The organism is Pedobacter sp. 22163 (assembly GCF_052045595.1).
Lineage (GTDB): Bacteria > Bacteroidota > Bacteroidia > Sphingobacteriales > Sphingobacteriaceae > Pedobacter.
The window spans coordinates 344,046-361,578 of the sequence record NZ_JBQEPM010000006.1 but is presented as its reverse complement, the minus strand read 5'-3'; the positions used below and the strand labels follow the sequence as shown (position 1 = coordinate 361,578).

The following is a 17,533-nucleotide window of genomic DNA, read 5'->3' as shown; positions in this document are numbered from 1 at the left end:
TTAGTTTAAAGAGATCCATCCCGCCCCATCACTTTGAATGGTGAAAGTTTTTGCACCTGTAATGGTGGTTACACTAGAATCATCATTCAACAAAACAGGATTGTTTAACGTAACATCACCTGATGATAAAGCTTTCACAATTACATAAATCCTTCCTTTACAGCTGGAGGCCGTTGGGAGATTAACGTTTACCGCCAAACCTGCATTTTTTATCCTGACTGTGTAATGACTGGCATCGAGCGTTAGGTTTCCGGCTGTAGTGTAGGTTAAAACACTTGCTGCAACAGAACCATTGATGTTTAAAGTACTTGTATTTGCTGGGGCATAAACTACAGAAGATGCAGCCGCAGTTCCATTAATGGTTAAGGCGCCACCATTTGCTGCAAAATCGCCAGCGATTAGCGGGTATGAGGTACTGGAGTTAGCTACTACCAAAGTATTATTTGCATTTGTGCTGTTGGCGGCAGCATTGCTTCCGATGAAAACATTTCCTGCTCCATTGTTTTTCGAACCGGCGGCATAACCAAATGCCGTATTATTGTCGCCATTACTGGCTTCAAGCGCCAAACTTCCAATAGCTGTGTTTGATATACCAGTTCTATTGGCCATTAGTGTATGCGTGCCAATTGCAGTGTTATTAGAGCCTACCGTATTAATCGACAATGCCTGCGAGCCAAAGCCGCTGTTGTTGATCGCACTAAAACTGCGCTGCAACACCAGGTAACCAAAAGCACTGTTTTCGTAACCTGAAATGTTAACAGATAATGCTTCGCGACCAAATGCACTGTTATAAAAGCCAGATACATTCGAAGTAAGTGTTTTATAACCGTAAGAAATATTGTTTTCGGATGAATTGCCTAAACGGCCAGATTTTAAACCGTTAACCAAAAAGTTGATGGCTACGTCGTCTGTATTGCCTAAAAAATTATTGTTTTGATCGATGCTACCAGTATTCCCTTTTAATGCCCAGGCATTTGCATTTGCAAACAATGCCCTGCTGATTAATTCGGGTTTTCCGGTTGTGGCATTGGTGATATACACTTTGTTTGCATCGCTCAGCCCATCAGTTGTTAATTTAGCCAGGGTAACGGATGCATCAGCAAGTTTTGGTGTAGTTACCGACCCATCGGCCAGTTGAAGCGTATTTACTGCGGTATCACCAATATTAACGTTTTTAACTTCTTTACTTCCAATTTTTACAGCGGTTACTGCAGCATCGGCTAATTTTGGAGTGCTTACCGAACCATCTGCCAGTTTAAGCGTGCTAACCGCCCCTGCATTAATATCAATTACCACATCTTTCAATAAAGCCGTAGCGCCATTGGTACTAATACTCAAATCAGTTGAGGTTAATGCCTTAGCGCCCGACAATTGACTCACATCCAACGTTACCGGTTTCCATACAGTCCCATCAAATAGAAGCACCTGATTATTGATTGGTGAAGTGGCATTTAATGTTTTCCCCTGAAGATTGACGATTGTAGGATTTGGATAATTCCCTGTTAAATCGCCGCCAGCTACTCCGATTGATGGACCAACTGGGCCTACATCACCTTTATCTCCCTTATCACCTTTTACGCCAGGTATGCCCTGCAAACCTTGTAAGCCGGTAGCTCCAGTTGCCCCTGTATCTCCTTTCTCTCCTTGTAGACCGGTTGCGCCTACTGATCCTTGTGCACCAGCAGCACCAGTTAGGCCAATTGGCCCCTGAGCACCAGTTGCTCCTGCTGGTCCTTGCGGACCTGCAACTCCTGCAATACCTTGTGCACCAGCAGGCCCGGCTACACCCGGATCGCCTTTGGGTCCGGTTGGTCCATTGGCTGCGTAAAGGGCATATGGAACACTTAGCAATTGTGCGGTTCCGGCCAAATTAAAATTTGTACCGTTATCAGGATCGATTTCGACTTTAACAAACTTTAATCCACTCGCCCAGGTTACCCCCGCAATTGTACCGTTAACCGAACTTGCTCCAGTAGCCCCAATAGCTAATGTATATAAACCTAAAGCATTTGTCGTTATATTTCTTACTTCAGAATATTGAACGTTTCCAGTTGAGGATCCATCTAAAATACTAATCCGCAGGGCTATATTTTTATTAGCCAGTGGGGTGCCATTAGCATTTCTTGCTGCTCCTTGATAATTAAATTGTTGTGGGGTTTGCGCTTTAATAGTCAAAGTGAAGCCTATGCTTAACAAAGCAATTAGTAAAAGTTTTTTCATGAATCGGGATGAGATCTAAAGCATCAGGCGTAAAAATAAGGGCGCCTAACGATCAAATCTAACAATTAGTACAAGTTACTACATTCGCTTTACACGAAAAGCTAATTACCAATACTAAAACGATTTTAAAGAACTACAAATCAATCACTTAAATAAAATTTAATTTCACAATTTTACACAAACACCCAATTTAAGGCCGATTTAGCCTTCTAAATCAGAAGAAATATAGCGTGAACCAGTAATTAATCGAACATAAAAAGTAAAGCCAGAAAGTTATCTTTAGGTTTCCGAAGGAAAAGATATTCCCTTTATATTGCGGTATAGATCAACCGCGTACAAATCGGTCATACCCGAAACGAAATCCAATACGCTCTGTATGATAGAATAAATATCAGTCAAATCGGTATGATATTGTTTGGGAATAAGTTTAACCAGTTTTTTATAATAGTGTGTATTGTTATGAATAAGTGCAGGAACAAACTCTTCTAATAAACCGGCCATAATTTTATAACCGGCAACCTCTTTCTGTATAACCGACGAGAAATTGTAAATACGCTCAACAGAAATTTTTTCTACAGCTTTCCAGGCAGAAATATAGGGTTCTGGCAATAAATCGGTTAAACTTTGATTAAGCTCACCCTTCAATAATTTTTCTTGTTCCCTAAAAAATATACCAGCGCACTGGTTAGTTAGCGTGTTAATTGCTTTTGCCCTTAACAGACCGATTTTTGCATCGTCGTCTTCATAATCATTTTTTAAACGATCTTCGATGGTGGTAGAGTTAGCAAAAGGCAACAAATAACTCTTTACTTCTTCGTAAGAAAGTATCTTTAAGCGGTGTGCATCTTCCAGATCAATGATGCTGTAACAGATATCATCGGCAGCTTCAACCAGATAAACTAAAGGATGTCGTTTGTAAATGAGGTATTCGCCTTCTTCTTTCTCCAAATTGAGCTCGGCTGCTATCTTTTTAAAAGTTTCTTCTTCTGATTGAAAGAAACCGTATTTCTTACGGTGCAGCACTCCCTTTTGTTTACCCGCAATTGAGGCGCAAGGATATTTTGCAATCGAAGCCAAAGTAGAATAGGTTAACGCATAAGCATCGTTGCCTTTTCCTTTTAGCGGATGGGTAAGAATCCGGATGGCATTTGCATTACCTTCAAAATTAATTAAATCGTGCCACTGCGATTCCTTCATTTCTTTCTGATAAACTTTCCCATCGCCATCGGTAAAATATCGTGAAATAGCTGCTTCGCCCGAATGCCCAAAAGCTGGGTTTCCCAAATCATGCGCCAGTGCAGCGGCAGCCACGATATTACCCACTTCATTAATTAGAGGAACATCCTTAATCAATTGCGGTTGTTGCTCTTCTACACTTTTTAAAAATATATTTGCCATGGAACGGGCCACACTGGCAACTTCTAAACTATGTGTTAAACGGTTATGTACAAAAACACTTCCTGGCAATGGAAAAACCTGGGTTTTATTCTGAAGCCTTCTAAAAGGAGACGAAAAAATCAACCGGTCATAATCACGCTGAAAATCTGACCGTGCCCGATCTGTGCTGGCACCATATTGTTCTTGTCCGTATCTCTTATTCGAAAGTAAATATTTCCACTCCATTTATCCCGTTGGCATTTAAAATTTGGCGCAAGTTAAACAAAACGCGAAAATGGTTAAGCATAAAGCTTCAGGTAAAATTTATATTATACAATTAAAAGATATTTTTATATTCGATACAAAATTAAACAAACAAACAATGAAGAAAATCTTATTAACGCTCGCTATCTTATGCTGCTTTACGGTTTTAACCAAAGCACAATTTGAAGGCTCGAAGCAAATTTTTGAAAGCCCAAAATTAAAGGAAACAATCAAAACACAAAAAATTGTAGCCATCTTACCTTCGAGGTAAAAATTTCTTACCGGAAACAGCCAAAAATTTCAGTGCAGAAGGAAACAAAAGCCAGGAAGAGTCGATGGCAAGATCGATACAGGCCAGTATGTATACCTTTTTGTTAAGGAAAGCTTCTGACTATACCGTAACTTTCCAGGATGTTGACAAAACAAATATCTTATTAAAAAAAGCAGGTGTTTTAGGAAAGTTAGATGAAACAACCAAGGATGAACTAGCAAAAATACTTGGTGTTGATGCCGTTATCGGTGGACGTTTTGAAACTGAGCAAACCAAATCTGAAGCTGGTGCCATCGCCTCAGCTGTTTTATTTGGTGGCTTTGGAGGAAAATCTGGAACAGGCACCATGTTCTTAACCATAAACAATGGAACGGATGGAGAGTTATTATGGCGTTTCTTTAAAACAATGGACGATAGCATTATGAGCTCTACCGATGATATGGTAGAACGGATGATGCGAAAAATATCACGGAATTTCCCATATAAAAGTTAAACGAAGGCAGATAGAAATATCTGCCTTTTTTGTTACTACCTATTTTTTTGATTTATCCTGATTCAAACTATTTAGTCTGCGTTCTGTTTATTCATAAAGCTATAATACGATGAAAACAAACATATATAACAAGGAAGAGCATATTGAAGGTTATGTAGGATCAGGTAATGAGCAATCAGAGAAATCTGATGTACAAAAAGCTTACGAAGCGGGTAACAACACCGATGTAGTAAGCAGTTATGGCAAAGAACCGAGCGAATTGATTAAGGGAAATCCTTTAGCCAAAGACGGCAGGGATAATTCTGGCACACAAGGTAAAGATTCTCTTAGTGATGACGCTTACAACAGTTCGGATAAAAACCCAACCATACAAAGTGCTGAAAGTCATACAGGAAGTTCATCTGACGATTTTAAGACGAATACCAGCATTAATGAGGCTGATGAAAACCATGCTTTAAATACAGGAATATAAACAGATAATTATGGGACTATTGAAATATGCCATTTTGGGCGCAGCAGCCGTATATGGTTTTAAGTATGCCACAAAAAAGCGGATAACTGACGGTAAATCGTTAATTGATGACTTTAAGGAAAAAGCTCCGGAATACGTAGATAAGATTAAGGGTTATTCTGAAAAAATAAGACAGGATTATCGGCAAACGAGTGATTTATACTGACAATTAATCGGGTGTAGAAATACACATAAGATTGACATATATCAATATATTAATGCCGAACGTCTTGTAAATTGACGATAAGTTTTTGAAATTTGCAGCGCTGTAGGATTCGCGACAAAGATTAACTAAAAAATCAGAGACTAACGATTTAAGGGCATTTGCTTCTTGATTAACGCATTTCAGTTGTGGAATCCTATTAATTTCCATCTACCGGAAAATGCATAAATTTTATAAAGGGATTATTCGATATGGATAGTCTCTTTATAACTGGATCATAAATCTTTTCCCCTCAAACCTTTCTCGTTGTTCTTGTTTCTGTTTCCAATGTCTTCACCCTGACTTAAATTCGAATTATTTAAATTTTCATTTACGGCATGTGTAGGGTCATTTTCTGTTTTCAATAGATGCGATTCATCTGGCTGATCTTTACGCTTAAAATCGGCGCGTTTGTGCCCATAAGTAGCCTCTCCATTATCCCATTCTATATCCTCCTCATTGCGGTTAATCTCCGAATTAGAATCGACATTTTTATTTTCATTCATTTCCATAGCCATTTTTTTATAGACAGTTCTTATTTAACAACAATTGGTATAATAAAAAAGTTTAATCGGGCATTAATATAAATCGCAGTCTTTTTACTGAATCCTACCACAGATTTGCAGTTACTGTACACCTTTACTTTGATTCATCTTTGTGCTACTATCCAAATCATCTTTAGATGATCCATTTTCATCACGATGCTTTGGTGGATTTTCCATTCTACTTTCTTCCAGTTCAGAAAAATCACCGTCTTTTTGATTGGCCACTTCGCCATGTGAAGAGGGGGTTTCTTTCAGTTTTTCTGTAGGATCCGCAAAATCCTGTCCTTCAACCGGTAATCCTTGGTGCGTTTTATCTTCCTTAGCCATACCAATACAACCAGCTAACGTTGCTTTTGTTTTGGAATTTGAATGCATAAAAAAAGGCCTCGATTTGCATCGAGACCTTTTCTGTTCTTTTAAAATCAATTAAACTTTGATTTCAACTTCAACACCGCTAGGTAATTCAAGTTTCATTAAAGCATCAACTGTTTTAGAGTTAGAGCTATAAATATCCAATAAACGTTTGTAAGCGCATAATTGGAACTGCTCTCTAGCTTTTTTGTTTACGTGTGGAGAACGTAAAACAGTAAAGATTTTCTTCTCTGTAGGAAGTGGAATTGGTCCACTTACAACTGCACCCGTAGGCTTAACAGTTTTTACGATTTTCTCAGCAGATTTATCTACTAAGTTGTAATCGTAAGATTTTAATTTAATTCTGATTCTTTGGCTCATCTTATTTTTAATTATGATCCTTGTTAGAGCTATTAATAACAAAGACCGGATTTATCTTTAACAAGGTGGAGGGTTTAGGGTGTAAGGCTTAGGGTTTAAAACCTTTTGCCTTACGCCTTTTACCTTATACCTTAATTAGTCTTCAGATTTTACTCTTCCTTTAGATTTAGCAACTACTTCGTCCTGTACGTTTTTAGGCGCAGCTTCATAGTGGTCAAATTCCATTGTAGAAGTTGCACGGCCTGAAGTGATTGTACGTAACTGCGTTACATAACCAAACATTTCAGAAAGCGGCACAGTAGCTTTAATTACTTGAGATCCATTACGGGTATCCATACCTAATAATTGACCACGACGACGGTTCATATCACCGATAACATCACCCATGTTTTCTTCAGGGGTTAAGATTTCGATTTTCATGATTGGCTCCATCAAAGTAGGTTTACATTTAGGTAAAGCCTCACGATATGCCATACGGGCAGCAAGCTCGAATGATAAAGCATCTGAATCGACTGCGTGGAATGAACCATCAATCAAACGTACTTTCATATCAGGAAGCGGATAACCAGCTAATACACCGTTAGCCATTGCAGCAGCAAATCCTTTTTCTACCGAAGGAATAAATTCACGTGGAATTGAACCACCTGTAATTTCGTTTACGAATTGTAAACCACCTTTTTCGAAATCAGCATCAATTGGTGAAATAACAACTTGGATATCGGCAAATTTACCACGACCACCAGATTGTTTTTTATAAGTTTCACGGTGTTGAGTACTACCAAAAATAGCTTCTTTGTATGCAACTTGTGGCGCACCTTGGTTAACCTCTACTTTAAATTCGCGTTTTAAACGGTCAATTAAAATATCTAAGTGTAACTCACCCATACCAGAGATAACCGTTTGACCAGTTTCCTGATCAGTTTGAACTCTGAATGTAGGATCTTCTTCAGCTAATTTAGCTAAGCCCATACCTAATTTATCAACATCAGCTTGAGTTTTAGGCTCAATAGCTAAACCGATAACTGGCTCAGGGAAGTTCATAGACTCAAGAACGATTGGGTTTTTCTCTTCACAAAGTGTATCACCAGTTTTGATATCTTTAAATCCAACTACCGCAGCAATATCACCAGCAGCTACATTAGGCACAGGGTTTTGCTTGTTAGCATGCATTTGGAAGATACGGGAAATACGCTCTTTACTTTCTGAACGTGTGTTATACACGTAAGAACCAGCTTCTAAGTTACCCGAATAAACACGGATAAAACATAAACGGCCTACGAATGGGTCAGTTGCAATTTTAAATGCTAAAGCTGCAAATGGCTCATTGATACTTGGTTTTAATAAAACTTCAGCACCTGTATCTGGGTTAGTACCTGTTACACCTTCTGAATCAAGAGGTGAAGGCAATAATTCCATCACATAATCCAACATGGTTTGAACACCTTTGTTTTTGAAAGATGAACCACAAACCATAGGAACAATCTTAGCATCTAAAACAGCTGCACGTAAAGCATCTAAAATTTCGCGCTCAGTGATTGAGTTTGGATCTTCAAAGAATTTCTCCATTAAAGACTCATCATAATCAGCAACTGATTCTAATAATTTCTCTCTCCACTCAGCAACCTCATCTAACATATCTTCTGGGATTGGCACTTCAGTAAAGGTCATACCTTTATCATGCTCATTCCAAACGATACCACGGTTGTTGATCAAATCAACCACACCTTTAAATCCGTCTTCAGCACCGATAGGTAATTGCAATGGAACTGCATTACTACCTAACATATCTTTAACTTGTTTAACAACTTTTAAGAAGTCAGCTCCAGAACGGTCCATTTTGTTAACGAAACCGATACGGGCAACATTATAGTTGTTAGCCAAACGCCAGTTGGTTTCTGATTGAGGCTCAACACCATCAACTGCAGAAAACAAGAACACTAAACCATCTAATACACGTAACGAACGGTTTACCTCTACGGTAAAATCCACGTGTCCTGGCGTATCGATAATGTTCATGTGGTAAGCCTGACCTCTGTATTTCCACTCAACCGTAGTTGCAGCAGAAGTGATCGTGATACCACGCTCTTGCTCTTGTGCCATCCAGTCCATTGTTGCAGCACCTTCGTGCACTTCACCAATTTTATGACTTACACCAGCATAATAAAGAATACGCTCAGTTGTTGTAGTTTTACCTGCATCAATGTGAGCCGCGATTCCAATATTTCTTGTAAATTTTAAATCTCTTGCCATGTTATGTTTTTGATTTATCTGATTTTAAATGATTACACCGATTATGTTAAAACAAATCGGTGTAATTTATCTAATCAGTATAATCTTCTAATTAAATCTGTGTAATCTTACTAATCTGTTAATCCTAAATTAGAATCTGAAGTGAGAGAACGCTTTGTTAGCCTCAGCCATTTTGTGCGTATCTTCTTTCTTCTTAACAGCAGCACCTTCACCTTTAGCAGCAGCTACGATTTCACCAGCTAATTTCTCTTTCATGGTTTTTTCGCCACGTTTACGAGCGTATAAAATTAACCATTTCATACCTAAAGCTGTTTTACGCTCTGGTCTAACCTCAGTTGGAACCTGGAAGTTAGCACCACCAACACGACGAGATTTAACCTCTACAGCTGGCATAATGTTAGTTAAAGCACGTTTAAAGATCTCTAAACCGTTTTCACCTGCTTTTTTCTCAGCAATTTCAACAGCATCGTAAAAAATTGAATAAGCGATAGATTTTTTTCCATCGTACATCATATTGTTTACAAAACGAGTTACCTGAACATCATTAAATTTTGGATCAGGAAGAATAATTCTCTTTTTTGGTTTTGACTTTCTCATTTCTTATTTCCTCCCGATTATTTCTTTTTACCTTTTGTTGGTGCCGCAACTACCTGTCCTGGTTTAGGACGTTTAGTACCATATTTAGAACGACGTTGGTTACGACCAGCTACACCTGATGTATCTAATGCACCACGGATAATGTGGTAACGTACACCTGGTAAATCTTTAACACGACCACCACGGATCAATACGATTGAGTGTTCCTGTAAGTTGTGACCTTCTCCAGGAATGTAAGCATTCACCTCTTTACCGTTCGTTAAACGAACACGGGCTACTTTACGCATTGCTGAGTTTGGTTTTTTAGGGGTAGTGGTGTACACACGTGTACATACACCTCTTCGCTGTGGACAGCTGTCCAACGCTGGAGACTTACTCTTGAACTCCAGTGCTACTCTACCTTTTCTAACTAATTGTTGAATGGTTGGCATTGTGCTTTTTTATGTTTTTTATTAAAAAATTTACCGCTCCCCCGGCATCCTTGCAGATAGCCCATAAAACGGACTGCAAAAGTAGAACAATTCTTTTTAAAAATCAAGGGGTTAGCGTAAAAAGTTTTCAGTTGGCCATTATCAGTTTTCAGTTGAAGATTAAGGAGTTGCAAATTTTCTTTCTGGTCATCGTTATTGCGAACCGAAGCGGAGAAAATGGCGGCGGCGTGAAGCAATCTAGGTCTACTTAAACATTCGAACCATCTTTGCATCCTTCCATAATTATAAACAGTTATTTGGAAAGCAACTTCAGCCATCTTTAGGCTGGGTCCGGCCCAATGCCATTATGCTAAAGGATAAATTGCAAAACGATGTCACCCTGAGCGGAGTCGAAGGGCATTTAGGCATTTAATTGCATTTATCAATTTTAAGAAGTCTTCGACTACGCTCAGACTGACAACTGCGGTGTTTAACGTAATGACATTAGGGTTCCGCCCCGTTCCAATGGAACTCCTTCGGAGCTAATATTACAAGCTCGTGAAAAACTCGCTTTCCACGTATATCGGGTTTAGGTGGCAAAGTAAACCTGTGCCATTAAGGTTCTAATTTCAGCGTTTATAAGAAAATTAATTCCCTAGCCTTTTTCCATATGCTTTAAAAAGGCTTAAAGCAGCAGATGCCTCAAATTCATAAAAGATTGTATTAAATACTTTATCTTTAATAAAAATCTAAATTATATGTTCTTAAGTATCATTGGAATTATTATCATTTTTATCGGCTTTGCAGTATCAAACCAAAATAACGTTATTGGCCGCTACAGCAGTATTACCAAAATTATTGGTGTGGTACTGGTCATCATCGGCTTATCTTTCTCCATGTTTAAAGTTATTGATGCCGGCGAAGTTGGCGTTAAAACAGTTTTCGGAAAAGTAGATAACGAAGTGTTATACAGTGGCCTAAATGTAATTAACCCCATTGCGGTAATTACGCCATTTGATGTTAAAACCCAAAATTATACCATGTCTGGCGTACACGATGAAGGCAATAAACAAACTGACGATGCATTACGTGTTTTATCTGCTGATGGCTTGGAGGTCATTATTGATCTTTCGGTACTATTCAGGGTAAAGGGAAGTGCCGCTCCAAATATTTTAAGGGAAATAGGAACCGACTATCTGGAAAAGATTGTCCGCCCGGTTTCTCGTACCGCCATACGCGATAACGCTGTTGCTTACGATGCAGTTGCATTGTACTCAAGCAAGCGGGATGAATTTCAATCAAAAATATTTAATACGATAGAGAAGAGCTTTGCCAAAAGAGGTTTAGAGCTAGAGCAACTTTTGGTGCGTAATATTACGTTGCCAGCATCGGTAAAAGCAAGTATCGAATCGAAAATAAATGCAGAACAAGATGCACAAAAGATGACTTTTGTGCTCCAAAAAGAACGCCAGGAAGCAGAACGTAAAAGAGTAGAAGCACAAGGGATAGCCGATTATCAGCGTATTCTTTCAACAGGCTTAAGCGATCGCCAGCTCCAATACGAATCTATATTGGCTCAAAAAGAAATTGCAAAATCAGCCAACACCAAAGTTATTATTATGGGTAATGGCAAAAGCGCACCAATTATTTTAGGTGGAAATTAAATTTCAGTGTTCTAAAAATGAAAACAAAAATCATTACCATCATATTCTGTAGTGTCGCATATCTATGTAATGCACAAACTTCAACGATTAAAAGAAAGGCCAATGTAGATTTTGATGCTTACGAAAAATTAATCCCCGAGGTTAAAGCCCATCGTAAAGGTAGGCTCGTAGATTTACCAACATTTTTAAAAATGGCTGAAGAGAAAGGCACCATTATTTTAGATACACGTTCTGATAGTCTATTTAAACGCAAACATGTTAAAGGTGCCATTCATTTAAATTTTTCTGATTTCACACAACAAAACCTGTTAGCGATTATACCAAATGCGGATGCCAAAATATTAATCTATTGCAATAACAATTTTATAGATGACCAGGAAAATTTTGCCAGTAAAGTAGTTGTGCCTGTTTTGATAAAGAAAAAAATAGCATCTATTTCATTGGCCTTAAATATTCCTACTTATATTAACCTATATGGCTATGGTTATAGAAATGTATATGAGCTCTCCGAACTGGTTAGCACACGGGATAAACGAATAACCTTTGAAGGAACCGAAATCCGAAGTGCTGTTATTAAAGCAAGGTGATAAAAGCTAAAATTTAATTACAATCCTTAAAACTATCTTTTAAAACCTTCAACCGTGCAACTGCAGCTTCTAATTCTTTTGGTGCTTTACCATACTCGTAAGTAATTTTATATTGTTTGCCATCGGCATTAATGGCAATCCACTCTGCACCTCCATCAGCACAATCAGGGCAGCCAATTACTTCAGGCAGGGCCGAAATCTTCTCCAAATTCAGTTCTTTTTTGATTGCGTTTATATCAGCTTCAGAGATTGTTTTGCTACAGGTTTTGGTATCAGCTGTTTGCCCGTTTTTTGATTTAGAAAACGTAAGTTTAAGGTCGCTAATGAGTAAATTACTGGAGCAATAGCCTACACACATCCCAAATGACGATCCATAACCAATACTGTTTAGGGTTTTAATGTCGCCTTTTTTACAAGCCGAAAAGGACAGGGTTATTAAAATTGTAAAAATGAGTGGTAAAGTTCTTTTCATATATAAGCTAATTCTATCCGAAGATACAAATATCATGCTACATAGATAAACTAATCTCCACAACAACTGTTTCAAAACCAGGTATAGATGGCTGTATAGTAGATGTAAGATATTTTTAGGGCCCTAATTAACGGTATTACGTGGATTGCTCCGTTGGTTGTTTGCACCCACTTTGGTTAACTTGTAATTTAGTGATAAATAAAAATACCGCGTGATGTTGTTATACCTTACATCTTCAATCCGGCTGCTATTTACAATTCTATCTATGCTGGTATTCTGGTTTAAAATATCAAAGCCCTTTAAGCTTAAGGTTACCCTTCGTTTCATCAAATATTTATTGATGCCTGCATTAAGCAAAAAGTAATTGTTATTAAATCCGTCAGCGCGGCCTGCTGAGCCAATATGATCCAAATCAGCTTCTATCCTTAAGTCTTTAATGAATTCGTAACTCAGATTTAAGGAATTGTTTAGCGTAAAATATTTATTGTCAATCGCCGATTCGGCTGTATTATTTACTTTGGTATAGGCCACATAAGCATAAATACCAGCATTAAATTTATCATCTATATCATAGCTCCAGTTAATGTTCGGACCGATTTCGAATCTGTTGGTGATGTTTTTAGCACCGCTGATAAAGTTTGTTCTATGTTCGGTAAAGAAATTTGCACCATAATTCATCCTTAACCCTTTAAGTTTTGACGGCATCCCAAAAAATGTTCCGGCACGCAGGTAATAATTACCATTTACGTTGATCGGCTTCACCGTTTGTATCCCATTGTTATAGGTAATATCATTTCCGGTATCATCAAAAGATAGGTTGTAGAGAAAATATCCATTCCAATAGCGGTTATTATCAGGACTAAAGGTATTAAAGTTCACCGATAAACGATGGTTTTTCCGGGCTTCGAGATCAGGGTTTCCGATTCTTTGATATAATGGGTTGGTATTGTTTTGTACAGGCTGCAGATCGGTAACTGAAGGCAGATTAACGCTTGCCCGGTAATTGATTGCAATGGTTTGATTCGCTTTATTTTTAAAATTGACAGTTAAACGCGGCAATAAGTTGTAATACGATTTTTCAATATTGCCAATATTGGCACCAACATTATTAAGTACATTGGCATTTAACAAACTTTCCTGTGCATTGAAACCAAAATTATAGGTCCAGTCCTTTCCGGTGTAGATAAAACCCAAACCGGCAACTTGTTGGCTGTTATGGTTATCGAAAGTATTGGTTAAAGATGGCACAATGGTTTCATAGCGATCGGTAGTCGGATTATAATCAAAGGTAATCTGCTGCGCATCAACAATGCTTCTTGTATAACCGTAAGCAAGGTTGGCACTCCACTTTTGATTTAACTGCCTGGCATAATTTCCGTTGATGGTATAAGTTTTTGAGGCATTTTCCTGATTCGCTTGCTGATTGATACTGGTAATGGTAGTATCACTATTTATATATTGATTTAGCAGCGATTGATTTAACCAGTCGGAATTAAAGGTGTTCTGTGTACCATTTAAACGGAGCGAAACCGAACCTTTTTTATTGGCCAATCTCCTCAGCACGGTAAACTCGCCAAATAAGGATGGGGTGAAATTATGCTGATTGTAATACTGGCTTCCATCATTGGCCTTTCCTGTAGCATCAAAATTAGCATTGAATGTACGGCTGTTGATGTTGGTGGTACTGTTGAGGATCACATTTGGCCGGAATACCATATCAGTTAACGAATCCGGATGGTATTCTGCCTTAAAATTAAAGCGGTGCGCTTGATTATTGCTATTTCGGTCGGTATTATCCAGGGTGCGTAAAATATCGCCTGAGCTTAAATCCTGAATATTGGATAATTTATTACCTAAACCAGAAGAAAAATAAGTAAAATAACTTCCGCTAATGGCCAACTTATTATTCTTGCCCCAGGAATTACTGTAGTTTACGCCTCCGCTGTGTGTGGTGTAGAGCCCAATGGCATTGTTGTCAAAAACCCCACTCCCGCCAATGGTTGTTTTGCCGTTATTGTTATTGATGGAGAAACTTCCCCCTGCTGGTGGGGCAAAAATATTCCCGATATTTCCACCACTGAAACTACTCAGGTCATCATAGCCAAAACTGGCATCGTTGGTATTGTTGCTCATCCCCAGAACAGCAAACTGCAGGTTTTTATTAAAGTGGTTGGCACTTAAATAACTTCCATATTTATCTGTTGTTCCCCCCGCAAGATTGGCATTTCCGAACCAGCCGTTTTTCTTATCTTCTTTAATGGTTAAGTTTAAAACCTTTTCCCTTTGCCCATCATCAATTCCAGTGGCTTTCGCTTCCAATGTTTTGCTGTCAATCAACTGTACTTTGGCGATTGCATCTGCAGGGAGGTTTTTTGTTGCCGTTTTAGGGTCAGTACCAAAGAAATCCTTACCATCAACAGTTAAGCGCGTAACTTTTTGTCCCTGCACCAAAATACTTCCATCTTTATCTACAGTTACACCTGGAAGCTTCTTCAATAAATCTTCTACGGCGGCATTTGGCCTGGTTTTATAAGCATCGGCATTAAATTCTATGGTATCTTTTTTTACGGTGGCTGTAGCATAACGGCCGCTCACAGCTACATCTTTTAAGGCAATGGCATCTTCCACCAATTTTAAAGTGCCAATATTAACAGCCTTTCCGTTCAAATTGATGTTTTTAGTTATGGAATTATATCCCAAGGCCGAAATCCTGATTTTATAGTCACCATTGGCAACCGCATTAAAAGAAAATTCTCCGGCTTTGTTGGTTACCACACCTACTTTTTTGGTAGAATCAGTTTTACCCGATAAAATAATGCCCACATATTCAATGGGCTGGTTGGTTTTCCCATCAATAATTTTTCCATTTATATTACCCGCCTGTTGTGCGAAGACTTTCGTAGATAATACGCACAGCAACATCCATAAATAGGTTTTCATAGTTAAAATTGTATTTTTTGTTGGTTTGTTTGATTAACCCTTTTTAAGGTTTCAACTATAAGACACCAAAAAAATTAAAATGTGACAAGAAAAAAGATTTTTTTTTTAAAAATCCCTCCCCAGTCGGACCGACTTACAAAGTTTGCTCCTGCGCAGGCCTTTAAAACTTCGGAAGTCTGAGGGCTTTGATTATTGAGCGTTTCAAAGGAAAGGTTGCAAGGTGAGATAATTATTGAATGAGTGAATGACGGAATTATTGAATGAGAGCAGGATTGAGTGAAGAAACTGCTGGATGACTGATTGATGAAATGTTGGATTTGATCACTAGCACATTTACTCATTCAAAATTCACTCATTCAACCATTAGATCTCATTTATGAAACGTATCAAGATATAATTCTTCTACCTTTTTACGCGCCCAGGGCATTCTTCTTAAAAATTTTAAACTCGATTTTATAGTTTGATTATTATTAAAACAATCGATCCTGATCAGTGACCCCAGTTTTTCCCAGCCGTAGTGTAGCTGAAGATCGGTTACAATTTTTTCTAAGGTGATACCGTGTAAGGGATTGTTTTTTTGCTGTTCGGCCATGCTGCAAAGTTAAGGCAAAATTATCAGGGTTTATATTGTGCCATCCAAACATTTGCGCCGCCACAAGCAGGGTCATTTATTACATGGCTAAGCACTTCAAAATGATTGGATTCAAGCAATGATCGATATTCCTCTGTATCTAAAGAATCATGAAATAAGTTTTCACCACCGTTCATCCCCCAAACCTCTCCTCTATCCGTTCCCGAGGTAAACAACAAAATACCATTCGATTTAAGGTGACGCCTAAAAATACTGAACATGCCAGGCTGATCGGCTGCTGGGAGATGAAAAAAACTGTGCCAGGCAATTATTGCATCGAATTTTTCATCTAAATCAAGTTTACGCATATCTTTCAGCATAAACTGTGTGTCTGGAAAATTTAGTTTGGCCAATTCTAACATCTGCTCACTGGCATCGATTCCGAGAACGTTTACATTTTGACTGATCAGATATTCCAATATAGGTTTTCCGCTGCCGCAGCCCAAATCTAAAATACTTGCATTTAGCGGCAACCGCTTAAGTAAATCGTCTAAATAGGTTTTCTCCTCTAAACCCGCATAGCGGTTTTCGGCAAACCATTTACCCATCTTATTGTAAGCCTTATAAACATTTTTACGCTCTCCTTTTTCCATCTGTATAATTTTTTCAATTTATTATTCATGCTTTCGCAACATCAAATTAATTATGGCCATATTTTTTTTGGAAACAAACGTACAATGGTTCTTGGCAAATGCAGCCCTGCCGTCCGCTTTATCCCGATGAAGAATCGGGATGCCCGCTACTATCAGGTTTAGGATGAAAGGTCTGCTCCTAGCATGGTGCCAAGGCATCGAAGCGATGTTTCTAAACCTGATCCTATAGCTATCGGATGAAGTGGAAGCCCGCAGCGCAGCGAGGACTTTGAACGGAAATGAGCGGGACTAAAAACCTCCAGGAGAACGAACCCTTCATTTCCAAAAACACACAACATCAGTTTATAAATTAGCCAATAGCCGTAGCATCAATTTCGATCAACATGCCAATTAAGGCCAATCTTTGTACCGGAATAAGCGTGTTTACAGGAAATTTCTGATCAGGCCATATTTTGTTAGATTCTTCGATCAGGATTTCATGTTTCACCTCATCATAATCAACCACCAATGTTGTCAACTTTGCAATATTGCCCATGTTTAAGCTTTTACTTTTTAAAGCCAAAGCTATATTTTCGAATACAATACTTACCTGTGTCCTGAAATCATCACTCAGTACGCCATCTGTTCTGCTACCACCCTGGCCTGCAACAAACACAAGTGAGGAGTTGACTGAAACAGAAGCAACGTGGGAATATCCATGTGGACGGGGATCGTATATGCCTGCCGGGTTACTGATTTCTAAATTAGGTTTTTCCATTTGCTAATAAAATTAAC

At 38.4% G+C, this 17,533-nt stretch carries 20 protein-coding genes; 6 read left to right on the top strand and 14 right to left on the bottom strand.

The genetic code is table 11. The annotated features are described in order from the left end of the window. On the bottom strand, positions 1 to 2,220 hold the full coding sequence (locus ACTJKN_RS17505; RefSeq protein ID WP_440827019.1) for a hypothetical protein: 2,220 nt from the start codon (positions 2,218 to 2,220) through the stop codon (positions 1 to 3). A 279-nt stretch (positions 2,221 to 2,499) separates the two neighbouring features. Beyond that, positions 2,500 to 3,843: a deoxyguanosinetriphosphate triphosphohydrolase gene (locus tag ACTJKN_RS17500; protein WP_440827017.1), complete on the bottom strand. Its 1,344-nt coding sequence runs from the start codon at positions 3,841 to 3,843 to the stop codon at positions 2,500 to 2,502. A 136-nt stretch (positions 3,844 to 3,979) separates the two neighbouring features. Between ACTJKN_RS17500 and ACTJKN_RS17495 the strand changes: the two genes are divergently transcribed. The 4 genes from ACTJKN_RS17495 to ACTJKN_RS17480 all read left to right on the top strand — a co-directional run bounded on the left by ACTJKN_RS17495 (position 3,980) and on the right by ACTJKN_RS17480 (position 5,302). Continuing rightward, complete coding sequence (locus tag ACTJKN_RS17495) at positions 3,980 to 4,132, top strand: hypothetical protein (protein ID WP_440827015.1); 153 nt, start codon at positions 3,980 to 3,982, stop codon at positions 4,130 to 4,132. A 64-nt stretch (positions 4,133 to 4,196) separates the two neighbouring features. Continuing rightward, a complete protein-coding gene (locus ACTJKN_RS17490) occupies positions 4,197 to 4,625 on the top strand; it encodes a hypothetical protein (RefSeq protein ID WP_440827013.1) in 429 nt (142 codons plus the stop codon). Positions 4,626 to 4,734: 109 nt separating this feature from the next. Beyond that, positions 4,735 to 5,097 carry a hypothetical protein gene (locus ACTJKN_RS17485; protein ID WP_440827011.1) on the top strand — a complete coding sequence of 121 codons (363 nt, stop codon included), beginning with the start codon at positions 4,735 to 4,737 and terminating at the stop codon, positions 5,095 to 5,097. A gap of 10 nt (positions 5,098 to 5,107) precedes the next feature. Beyond that, the gene (locus ACTJKN_RS17480; protein WP_440827009.1) at positions 5,108 to 5,302 is read left to right on the top strand and encodes a YtxH domain-containing protein; all 195 of its coding nucleotides are present in this window, start codon (positions 5,108 to 5,110) and stop codon (positions 5,300 to 5,302) included. 272 nt (positions 5,303 to 5,574) lie between these two features. Here ACTJKN_RS17480 and ACTJKN_RS17475 read toward each other — a convergent pair whose 3' ends face one another. From ACTJKN_RS17475 to ACTJKN_RS17445, 7 genes are all read right to left on the bottom strand, one after another. Beyond that, a complete protein-coding gene (locus ACTJKN_RS17475) occupies positions 5,575 to 5,844 on the bottom strand; it encodes a hypothetical protein (RefSeq protein ID WP_440827007.1) in 270 nt (89 codons plus the stop codon). 120 nt (positions 5,845 to 5,964) lie between these two features. Next, a complete protein-coding gene (locus tag ACTJKN_RS17470; RefSeq protein ID WP_440827005.1) occupies positions 5,965 to 6,258 on the bottom strand; it encodes a hypothetical protein in 294 nt (97 codons plus the stop codon). Positions 6,259 to 6,309: 51 nt separating this feature from the next. Beyond that, entirely contained in the window at positions 6,310 to 6,615 is a 306-nt protein-coding gene (gene rpsJ / locus ACTJKN_RS17465; protein ID WP_008244591.1) for a 30S ribosomal protein S10, read from the bottom strand. A gap of 135 nt (positions 6,616 to 6,750) precedes the next feature. Then, complete coding sequence (fusA, locus tag ACTJKN_RS17460) at positions 6,751 to 8,865, bottom strand: elongation factor G (protein WP_131032383.1); 2,115 nt, start codon at positions 8,863 to 8,865, stop codon at positions 6,751 to 6,753. A 129-nt stretch (positions 8,866 to 8,994) separates the two neighbouring features. Then, positions 8,995 to 9,462: a 30S ribosomal protein S7 gene (gene rpsG / locus ACTJKN_RS17455; RefSeq protein ID WP_029278632.1), complete on the bottom strand. Its 468-nt coding sequence runs from the start codon at positions 9,460 to 9,462 to the stop codon at positions 8,995 to 8,997. Positions 9,463 to 9,479: 17 nt separating this feature from the next. Next, positions 9,480 to 9,893 carry a 30S ribosomal protein S12 gene (rpsL, locus tag ACTJKN_RS17450; protein ID WP_029278631.1) on the bottom strand — a complete coding sequence of 138 codons (414 nt, stop codon included), beginning with the start codon at positions 9,891 to 9,893 and terminating at the stop codon, positions 9,480 to 9,482. Continuing rightward, positions 9,872 to 10,210 carry a hypothetical protein gene (locus ACTJKN_RS17445; RefSeq protein ID WP_440827002.1) on the bottom strand — a complete coding sequence of 113 codons (339 nt, stop codon included), beginning with the start codon at positions 10,208 to 10,210 and terminating at the stop codon, positions 9,872 to 9,874. The genes rpsL and ACTJKN_RS17445 overlap by 22 nt, the downstream gene beginning before the upstream one ends. A 420-nt stretch (positions 10,211 to 10,630) precedes the next feature. On the opposite strand from ACTJKN_RS17445, the gene ACTJKN_RS17440 reads away from it, so the two are divergent. Both ACTJKN_RS17440 and ACTJKN_RS17435 read left to right on the top strand, forming a co-directional pair. Further along, positions 10,631 to 11,536, top strand: coding sequence for a prohibitin family protein (locus ACTJKN_RS17440; RefSeq protein WP_440827000.1), 906 nt, complete (start codon positions 10,631 to 10,633; stop codon positions 11,534 to 11,536). A 17-nt stretch (positions 11,537 to 11,553) separates the two neighbouring features. After that, on the top strand, positions 11,554 to 12,123 hold the full coding sequence (locus tag ACTJKN_RS17435; protein ID WP_440826998.1) for a rhodanese-like domain-containing protein: 570 nt from the start codon (positions 11,554 to 11,556) through the stop codon (positions 12,121 to 12,123). A gap of 13 nt (positions 12,124 to 12,136) precedes the next feature. On the opposite strand, the gene ACTJKN_RS17430 is transcribed toward ACTJKN_RS17435, so the two are convergent. The 5 genes from ACTJKN_RS17430 to ACTJKN_RS17410 all read right to left on the bottom strand — a co-directional run bounded on the left by ACTJKN_RS17430 (position 12,137) and on the right by ACTJKN_RS17410 (position 17,516). Beyond that, the gene (locus tag ACTJKN_RS17430) at positions 12,137 to 12,595 is read right to left on the bottom strand and encodes a hypothetical protein (protein ID WP_440826996.1); all 459 of its coding nucleotides are present in this window, start codon (positions 12,593 to 12,595) and stop codon (positions 12,137 to 12,139) included. 123 nt (positions 12,596 to 12,718) lie between these two features. Next, positions 12,719 to 15,535 (bottom strand): outer membrane beta-barrel protein, encoded by a 2,817-nt coding sequence (locus ACTJKN_RS17425; RefSeq protein ID WP_440826994.1) that lies wholly within the window; start codon positions 15,533 to 15,535, stop codon positions 12,719 to 12,721. Between the two features lie 370 nt (positions 15,536 to 15,905). Continuing rightward, on the bottom strand, positions 15,906 to 16,127 hold the full coding sequence (locus ACTJKN_RS17420; RefSeq protein WP_230144600.1) for a VF530 family DNA-binding protein: 222 nt from the start codon (positions 16,125 to 16,127) through the stop codon (positions 15,906 to 15,908). A gap of 23 nt (positions 16,128 to 16,150) precedes the next feature. Next, positions 16,151 to 16,759, bottom strand: coding sequence for a class I SAM-dependent methyltransferase (locus ACTJKN_RS17415; protein WP_440826992.1), 609 nt, complete (start codon positions 16,757 to 16,759; stop codon positions 16,151 to 16,153). Between the two features lie 349 nt (positions 16,760 to 17,108). Then, on the bottom strand, positions 17,109 to 17,516 hold the full coding sequence (locus tag ACTJKN_RS17410) for a RidA family protein (protein WP_440826990.1): 408 nt from the start codon (positions 17,514 to 17,516) through the stop codon (positions 17,109 to 17,111). Between the last annotated feature and the right edge of the window lie 17 nt (positions 17,517 to 17,533).